Annotated in this window: 10 protein-coding genes; 5 read left to right on the top strand and 5 right to left on the bottom strand. The window is 67.5% G+C overall.

What is annotated here, in order from left to right; genetic code table 11:
- Nucleotides 1-669 (top strand): hypothetical protein (locus tag VFZ20_RS21595; RefSeq protein WP_329686020.1); only part of this gene is annotated, 669 nt, incomplete at its 5' end.
- Nucleotides 670-763: 94 nt separating this feature from the next.
- On the opposite strand, the gene VFZ20_RS21590 is transcribed toward VFZ20_RS21595, so the two are convergent.
- Complete coding sequence (locus VFZ20_RS21590) at nt 764-1,516, bottom strand: hypothetical protein (RefSeq protein WP_329686019.1); 753 nt, start codon at nt 1,514-1,516, stop codon at nt 764-766.
- Nucleotides 1,513-1,737, bottom strand: coding sequence for a hypothetical protein (locus VFZ20_RS21585; RefSeq protein ID WP_329686018.1), 225 nt, complete (start codon nt 1,735-1,737; stop codon nt 1,513-1,515). The genes VFZ20_RS21590 and VFZ20_RS21585 overlap by 4 nt, the downstream gene beginning before the upstream one ends.
- 239 nt (nt 1,738-1,976) lie before the next feature.
- On the opposite strand from VFZ20_RS21585, the gene VFZ20_RS21580 reads away from it, so the two are divergent.
- From VFZ20_RS21580 to VFZ20_RS21570, 3 genes are all read left to right on the top strand, one after another.
- Complete coding sequence (locus VFZ20_RS21580; protein WP_329686017.1) at nt 1,977-2,150, top strand: hypothetical protein; 174 nt, start codon at nt 1,977-1,979, stop codon at nt 2,148-2,150.
- 195 nt (nt 2,151-2,345) lie between these two features.
- A complete protein-coding gene (locus VFZ20_RS21575; protein WP_329686016.1) occupies nt 2,346-2,579 on the top strand; it encodes an antitoxin in 234 nt (77 codons plus the stop codon).
- Entirely contained in the window at nt 2,579-2,977 is a 399-nt protein-coding gene (locus VFZ20_RS21570; RefSeq protein WP_329686015.1) for a type II toxin-antitoxin system VapC family toxin, read from the top strand. The genes VFZ20_RS21575 and VFZ20_RS21570 overlap by 1 nt, the downstream gene beginning before the upstream one ends.
- Nucleotides 2,978-3,221: 244 nt before the next feature.
- Here VFZ20_RS21570 and VFZ20_RS21565 read toward each other — a convergent pair whose 3' ends face one another.
- The 3 genes from VFZ20_RS21565 to VFZ20_RS21555 form a co-directional block, all read right to left on the bottom strand.
- Entirely contained in the window at nt 3,222-3,947 is a 726-nt protein-coding gene (locus tag VFZ20_RS21565; RefSeq protein WP_329686021.1) for a glycoside hydrolase family 18 protein, read from the bottom strand.
- A gap of 153 nt (nt 3,948-4,100) precedes the next feature.
- Nucleotides 4,101-5,213 carry a hypothetical protein gene (locus VFZ20_RS21560; protein ID WP_329686014.1) on the bottom strand — a complete coding sequence of 371 codons (1,113 nt, stop codon included), beginning with the start codon at nt 5,211-5,213 and terminating at the stop codon, nt 4,101-4,103.
- Nucleotides 5,214-5,311: 98 nt separating this feature from the next.
- Complete coding sequence (locus VFZ20_RS21555; protein ID WP_329686013.1) at nt 5,312-5,731, bottom strand: hypothetical protein; 420 nt, start codon at nt 5,729-5,731, stop codon at nt 5,312-5,314.
- 171 nt (nt 5,732-5,902) lie between these two features.
- Here VFZ20_RS21555 and VFZ20_RS21550 point away from each other — a divergent pair.
- Nucleotides 5,903-8,287 (top strand): BTAD domain-containing putative transcriptional regulator (locus VFZ20_RS21550; protein WP_329686012.1); only part of this gene is annotated, 2,385 nt, incomplete at its 3' end.

Below are 8,287 nucleotides of genomic sequence, written 5' to 3'. Positions count from 1 at the left end.
TTCGAATCGCACCACCAAACTGAGGTGACTTTAGTGTCGCTACCGACGTCTTTATGGGCCAGCATGCGCGAAGAGTTTAAACGCACCCCCATTGCGGTATTTGCTGCCGTCGGAGGGCTCGTCGTCGCAATAATCAGCCTTTTGGTAGCTGCATCTGGCCTTTCACCTGCGCCCAAAGTGTCAGCACCTCCAGCGACTTCAGTTGACGTTAACCCGTTCGTCCTAAGAAACTTCCTTTTAGTTGCTTCGTTCTTCCTTGCCGCAACCACTTCTAGTGCGACTCTGATTCGACTGCTTGCGCGAGTACGCAGATTTGGCGCGGTGTTGGTTTCTGTTCCGGCAGCCGCCACGTCGAGCTTCTTGACATTAGCGATTTGGCGGATGTGGCCTCCCCGGGGTTTTACCCCTGAAACGCTTCCCGATGCTCTTGATCTAGTGTTCTACGCAACAGTTGTTGTGTACGCTTCCATCACAGGTGGCGCAGTATTGCGAGACATCGCGCGAACTTCATCGGTGGCAGCCTCTATCGACGAAACAAAGGGTGAAACTAAAGAGGCTGAGGTGACAGGAGGTTTGGAAGTCCTTTTCTCGGCGGGACTCTTTCTCCTCATCTGGACTTCGGTTACAAGAGCCTGTTTGGAACGTTTGGTACAGCTATTCTTGATGTAAGTGTGGTGGGAGCAGGCGGACGGCCACTAGCGTAGTGTTACTAGTGGGCCGTCCGAACTTGGCGCATCCGCAGCAGGGCATGAATATATCCTCGCTAACCATTGTCGAGAACAGCCCCCGCAGCCCCGAGTGTTAGCAGGTCAAGTTCTTCACGGGCTACTCTGCTAGAGAGTTCAAGATCACCGCGGACGCCAGGAGCTTTCCAAGTCAAAGCCGCTGCTGTGCGAAGATGCATCGGCCATGTGATGTTGAGCCTGCAGGGCAAACCCATTAATGCAAGTAAGGACTCTGCGTCTTTGGCCGAAAACAGCATCCACGCTGGCAGGGAAATCTTGCCTCGATAAGGCGCTTGCATCAAGGCACGATGAAACTCCCTCAATTTGCTCTCATGAGAGGGGGGTGTGGCAGTGGTGAACCCAAGTATCCTGGCCAGCAGTAGGTCGACATCAAAGTATCGGTACGAGAGCGACAACTCCTGTCCATCAATGGCCAGATCTATGATAAGCACGCCGCCGTCCAAACCTGTTCCTGCGACGGTTGGCTCGAATCCAAGATGCTCTGAATACCATGGTGATGGGCGTAGCATCGGTTTGTGGATTTCCCATGCCTTTGTCCCCGATCCTTGGTAAACTACCTTTGTCTGAATCTTCTTTGTGGCCTCCTCTGCTTCTAAAACAAGATCGAACCCGTCCCGATCAACATCTGGGTGGTAAACACGCAAATCGATATTCCCTCTCGCAGCAGCAAGTTTCAATTCGTATATAAGCCTATGCGCTACCAGCACCTCACGTGAGGTAGTATTCTTTGCATTGGCAAGGAAAGTCTGCAGATTGTGAGTAGAGCTCATCTCGGGAGCGGGTGTACGCCTCGTTTCAGATCCAATGCCTTACGCTCTAATTCATCGGCGAGATCCTTTAGTTCATAGCTTCGCTTGCGGGCTAATTCAGCGAGCACATCCGCCCACCCACTCGGCGCGGAGCGGTGCGCGTTCGCCTCGGGCGGCAGGCGATACTGGCGCACGGACGCGACCGAGACGCCGAGCGCGCGCGCAGCCTGCTCGTGGGTCACTCGCTCTCCCAATCGGTCGATTGCTTCTCGGAAATCCATGTATGCAGTCTGCTTGACGGAATGTATGCAGTCCGCTATACTATAGTCAGCAGGGCGCAAACAAACAAGGCGGGTGAACCGGCGTCCCCTTGGCAGAGAATTGCCGATCCACCCGCCTCAATCGCGAACCGACCCGAAGGCCGCCCGCTCGCCAAAGTTGCCCTGCTGGACGGCCGGGGTCAAGAGGATCGGAGAGCACCATGGCCAGGAAAAAGCAGGACACCGCGCCCGCACCCGCCGCGCAGCCCGGCTACAAGATCGTCAAGCGCACCAAGGACCGCTGGTGGGAGGTGCGCGACCCGCACGGGATGCTGGTGTGCGTGACCGTCTACAAGTGCGGCGCGACCGAGGTGGTGCGGCGGCTCGCGACGTGATCCCAGGTTCCGGCGCGGCAGCCGTGGCGACCTCACCGCGGCTACCGCAGCGTTCTTTCCTTCGCTCACGCCACACCGTGGATCGCCCACGCTGCGCTTACACACGCCCCCCGTAGCTTGTCATCGAGCAAAGGCACAGTTGACGTCCGCCGCAGACTGGCCTATGCATAGGCCTATGCCAAACGGAGGTAGGTCATGAGCCCACAACGTCGCGTCAAGCTGTTCAGGAACGGCCGGAACCAGGCAGTGCGCATCCCCCGCGAGTTCGAGCTGGCCGGCGACGAAGCCATCCTGCGCAAGGAAGGCGGGCGCCTGATCCTCGAACCCGCACCGCCTCGGTCGTTGCTGGAGGTGCTGGCGTCCCTGGAGCCGCTCGACGAAGAGTTCCCGTCGATCCCGGAGCTTCGGACGGACGCGGTGGATCTCTGATGCGTTACCTGCTGGGCACGAACGTGGTTTCGGATCTCGTGCGCCGGCCGCAGGGTCCCGTCGCGGAGCACATTCGCCAGGCCGGTGAGTCGAGGGTCTGCACGAGCATCGTCGTGGCGGCTGAGCTCCGGTTTGGCGCCGAGAAGAAGGGTTCGGCACGGCTCACCGCGCAGGTTGAAGCCATCCTGGCGGTCCTCGACGTTCTCCCCCTCGAGCCCCCCGCGGACGCGGTGTACGGAGCTCTCCGCGCGCGCCTGGAACGTATGGGTCAGCCCATCGGCGGCAATGACCTGCTCATCGCCGCGCAGACGGTTGCCCTCGGCTACACCCTCGTCACCGACAACGAGCGGGAGTTCACGCGAATCGTGGAACTGCCCGTGGAGAACTGGTTGCGATAAGTCCGGGTCATCGCCCGCACCTGTGCGGCCGGCTACAAGATCGTCAAGCGCACGAAGGACGGCTGGTGGGAGGTGCGCGACCCGCACGGGACGCTGGTGTGCCTGACGGTGTACAAGTGCGGCGCGGCCGAGGTGGTGCGGCGGCTCGCCGCGTGATCCGGGTGAATGCTCATCGAACACGAAAGCCGCGGGCCAAGCGCCCGCGGCTTTCGTGTTTGCCGGAGGGTCGGCTCGAATCTCGTCTCTACGGGTGCAGAAAGCGATAGACCTGCGCCTGCACCTGGCCTTCTTCGACGTAGTTGTCGGAGTTCAGCCGCCACAGGTGGATTCCCGCGAGGTTGTTCGCCGTGTACTGGCGCTCGACCTCCGGGAGCGACCGGGTCGTGCAGCTGGTCTCCGGGCAAATCCCGTAGAGCAGCTGCCGCGACTGAAAGCCCAGGCCCGTGAACGTCTGCGGCGTGAGCCCCCATCCGCCGGCGTACGTCTGCATGTTCACGAGATCCAGCGACGACACCGCCTGGTCAAGGTACGCGGTGGAGGCCGGCGACACCGTCACGTAGAACTGCCGGCCGCCGTTTGCCTGGCCCAGGGCGTCCAGCCTGGACCGGACCTGTGAAAGGATCGTCGGCGCGCTGGAGACGACGTTGTTGGACTCGTAGTCGATGTCGTATCCGTCCACACCGCCGCTCACGTCCAGGTACGACGCGATGAACGCGGCCACGGAGTCCGTGTACCGGCTGACGTCGGTGCCCAGCGCGTCGAGCGCCTGCCCCCAGATCCCGCTGCCGTCGCCCCACCACTGCGACACGATGATCCTGATCTGCGGGTTCTGCGCGCGAGCGGTCTGGATGATCCACGTGAAGCGGTTGGCGAGGTCTCCCGTGGCGGGCGTGTCGTAGAGGCCGAAGGTGCCATCGGACTGGACCCCGGCGGGTCCCACGAACAGCACGTCCACGTCCTTGAAGTCGATGCTGGACCACGTGCTCGGGATGGTCCCGTACTACTGGTCGTCGGACATGTACATCCATGCCGCGGCGATGGGAAGCGCAATCGTCGTCGTTTCTCCGATCTCCACGATGCGAGGGTGTGCTCCCGGCGGGCGGTGCAGGGCGCGGGGGGTCGGCTACCGGCACTCGGCCGGCGGGAGCGGCGACGTGGCGGGACGAAGCCCGAACCATCCGCCGTGCGCGTCGAACAGCACGTCGAACTGCCGGAAGAAGCGGTTGCTGGTGTTCACGAACGCGGCGGGCTTGCGATCCGTGAGGATCACGCCGCAGGGCGCCGCCGCGTCCCCGCTGCCGGTGACAAAGGTGTACGTCCCCACCGCATCGCCCGCGGCGGGGATGCGGACCGAGACCCGCCTGCCATTCGCCAGGGGTTGCCCCGGGCCGGGGATGGAGCCGGCGGCCATCTCCGGTGGCAGCGTCAGGAACATGTAGTCGATTCCCGTGTCCGTGAGCAGGGTCCCGGGCGCGCACGCCGAGTCGTCCACCGCCACGCACATGGTGGCTTCCGCCCAGTCGCGCGGGTCCTGGGTCCCGGGCCGCAGCTGCAGGCGGGCGAAGCGAAAGCCGGCCGTGTTCGCGGTCGTAAGCCCCACGTGCACGCCGCGCCCCGTGATCACGTACCCGGACCGCATGGCCCCGGACCGCACGGGAGTGGTGCCCAGGCGGGTGACGTTCAGGAACGGGTTCCGGTCCGGCGTGGCGTCGGGCTGATGGTCGATCTCGCGCCCGAAGCCCACGCCCATGTAGCGGATGCCGGCAGACGCCGGCCGCAATGCCGAGTCCGGGCAAACCTGGCCCGGAGTGTAGTCGGGGCAGAGCGCCTCGCGCTCCACCGCCAGGACCGTCACGCGGGACGTGACGCCGCCGCCATTGCCGGGGAACACCACGTCCACGGGGATCAGCCGGCCCACCCAGAGACGTCGGCTGCTGGACAGGTACTCCCGCCCGGCGGGGTACCGCGACGCCGTCTCGGGCGAGTAGCCCGGCACGTGCTCCGCGCTGAGTGTCAGGCCGGTGCTTCCCACGTCCATGGTGATGGGAAACTGCTGGTTCCCCACCCGGATCTCCACCGTGTTGGGTGCGACAAAGGGGATGAACCCGGTCTGGTCGAATCCGTGGTAGACGGGCGCGGCGGAGGTCTGCGCGGTCAACCCCGGCGCCGCGACGGAGGCGGCCAGGAGCAGGGCGAGCGTGAGCCGCCCGTGCGGGCGGCCGAACGGGGTGTGCATGGAAGGATCCTCCTCCGAGAGATGAAAGGGTCGGCGGCAGGGGGGCGGTGTCCGGGCCACCCCCCTGCGTGCTGCACGCGTGTGGGATCGCTCGCGGCTCAGGCGGGCGACGGGTCCGCCAGCTGGCCGGCCACGGGACCCGTGCCCACGATGCATCCGCCCTGGAACTGCATCCTCGACGTCAGGGCGGGCTCGCTCCCCGGGTTGCCCGCGAGCCCCAGGATCACGCGTTCCACCACGCGCGGCTGCCCGTACACCGTGGCGGTGAAGGGAAGGACCGACGCCCAGCCCGTCAGCCGGGTGCCGACCAGCTGCACCTGCTCCTGTGCGACGAAGTTCTGCTCGGGGTTGGTGGTGAGGAACGCCTGGTTGTCGAGGTTCACGATGAACGGCGCACTGAACGTGGTCCCCGCCTGGATGTTGGTGGGGATGTCGGCAGGGCCGCTGCCCGTCGCGATCACGGTGTCATACGTGAGCACGGTCGGCTGAAGGGCGATTTCGGATCCGGTCTGCGTCATGATGCTGTCTCCTGTCCAGGGTCGGTGGCGCTGGGCCGCCGCGGCCGGGTGCCGCCAGGCGGCGTGGATCCGGGGGGGCAGGCTTGCCCCCGCCGGAACACGCCGCTAACTATGATGCGCCTCCATCAATGCCCCGCCTGGACGTGCATCACATCACCCCGATTTAGCGCTGTGATCTTCATCAATGTGCTGGGACACCCCGGGATCGTCCGTCCGGATGGGCCCGTTACGGGCCGTGCCGCGTACCGGCGCCGCCTTGCCCTGCTCTCCGTGCTGGCCGTGGCGCGGGACCGCCGCGTGTCGCGCGACCGGATCGTGGGCCTGCTGTGGGCCGAGCATTCGCAGGACGCGGCGCGGCACACCCTGGCCGAGGCGCTCTACGTGCTGCGCAAGGAGCTGGGGGAGGGCGTGATCGCCGTGGTGGGCGACGAGGTGGGGCTGGACCCCGCGGGCGTGCGCACGGACGTGGATGCCTTTGAGCGCGCGCTGGAGGAGGGGCGGCTGGAAGACGCGGTGGAGCTGTACGGGGCGCCCTTGCTGGACGGCTTTCACGTGTCCGGCGCCCCCGAGTTCGAGCGCTGGGTGGACGGCGAGCGGGACCGGCTGGCGCGCGCCTGCGCGCGCGCCCTGGAAACGCTGGCCGAGCGCGCGGAGGCGAAGGGCGACCCGCTGGGCGCCGCCGGGTGGTGGCGCCGCCTGGCGGACCACGATCCGTTCAGCTCGCGGGTGGCGCTTCGCCTGGCGCGGGCGCTTGGCGAGGGAGGCGAGCACGCGGCAGCGCTGCGTTACTCCGCCGCGCACGCCGCGCTGCTGCACGACGAGCTGGGCGTGGGCCCGGACCGCGAGCTGGCCGCGTACGTGGAGCGGCTGCGCGCCCAGTCGGCCCCCCTGCCGCCGCCGCTCCCCCGTCCGGCCCCGCCCGCCGCGGGCGCGAACGGCGCGGCGGTCGACTCCGCGCCCGTGGCATCCGCGGAGGCGGCGGAATCCACGGAGGCCATCCAGTCCACGGAATCCGCCCGCTCCACGTCATCGATCGAATCCGCGGGCCCCAGCGAAGCCCCGGAACCGGTCGAGTCCGCGTCGTGGATCAAGTCCCCGAATTCGATCGAGTCCCCGAATTCGATTGAGTCCCCGAATTCGATTGAGTCCGCTACATCGATCGAGTCCGCGAATTCGACCGAAGCCTCGGAACCGGCCGAGTCCGCGGAGCTCATCGGATCCACGACGCTCACGGGGTCCACGGACGCCCACGGATCAGCCGCGGCGCCCGGACCCGCCGGCACCGCGGCGCCGAACGTCGTTTCCCCCACGGGTGCGGAGGGCTCCGCTCCGCCCCACGCGGGCCGGTCCCACCCGCGTCGCGGCCGGCGACGGCTGCCATGGCTGGCCGGCGCGGCGGCGCTGCTGGCGGCGGTGCTGGGGGCCGTGGTCCTGCTGCCCCGGCCGCGGGCGGACGCCACGCGGGCCGCGCACGGCTTTGACCCGCGGCGCATCGCCGTGCTGTACTTCGAGGACTATTCGCCCGGCGCAGACCTGGAGTACCTCGCCAACGGGCTCACGGAGATGCTCATCCACGAGCTCAGCCAGGTCCAGGCCCTGGACGTGATCTCGCGCAACGGGGTCAAGCCCTACCGGCAGGGCACGGTGCCGCTGGACAGCGTGGCCGTGCGGCTGCGGGTGGGGAGCATCGTGGAAGGGAGCATCCAGCGGTCGGGCGACAGCGTGCGGGTGACGGTGCAGCTGATCGACGCCCGCACGCAGTCGCACCTGGAAAGCCGGGTGGTGGTGCGCCCGCTGGGCGACGTGGTGGCGCTGGAAAGCGCGGTGGTGGGAGAGGTGGGCAGCGCCCTGCGCCGCCGCCTGGGGCGGGAGGTGCGCGTGCTGAACGCCGGCGCCGGCACCCGCAGCCACGCGGCCCGCGACCTGGTGCTGCACGCGGAGCAGACGCTGGACGACGCGGATTCGCTGTCCACCAGCCAGGACCCGCTGGACGCGGCGTCCATGCTGCGCCTGATGCGCGACGCCGACGGGCTGCTGGCGCGCGCCCAGGCCGCCGACCCCGCGTGGGCGCGGCCCTCCCTGCTGCGCGGGCGGCTGGCCATCGACCGCCTGGAGCGCGGCGACCGGGACCCGCGGGACCTGCTGGCCGTGGCGGAGGCGTTCGCCCAGCGCGTGCTGGCGCGCGAGCCGCGCAACGCCGAGGCCCTGCAGCTGCGTGCCAGCGCGCGGCTGCGCCGCGGGCTGGCGCTGGGCCCCGCCCCGGCCGCCGGGGCGCACATCCGGGCCGCCGAGGCGGACCTGCGGGCGGCCGTGGCGCTCCAGCCCCGCCTGGCCCGCGCCTGGAGCACGCTGTCCCTCCTGCTGCTGGTGCGCGGGCGCCACGCCGAGGCGCGGCTCGCCGCAGACCGCGCCCTGGCCGCGGACCACTACCTGGACGACACGGCTCCGTTCCTGCTGCGCGTCTACTACACCGCCATGAACCAGGCCGACCACCGCCGGGCCCGCGACGTGTGCAACGAGGGGGCGCGGCTCTTTCCCGGTGACTGGCGCTTTACG

Source organism: Longimicrobium sp. (assembly GCF_036280135.1).
Classification (GTDB): Bacteria; Gemmatimonadota; Gemmatimonadetes; order Longimicrobiales; family Longimicrobiaceae; genus Longimicrobium.
This window is presented reverse-complemented; position numbering and strand designations above follow the sequence as displayed.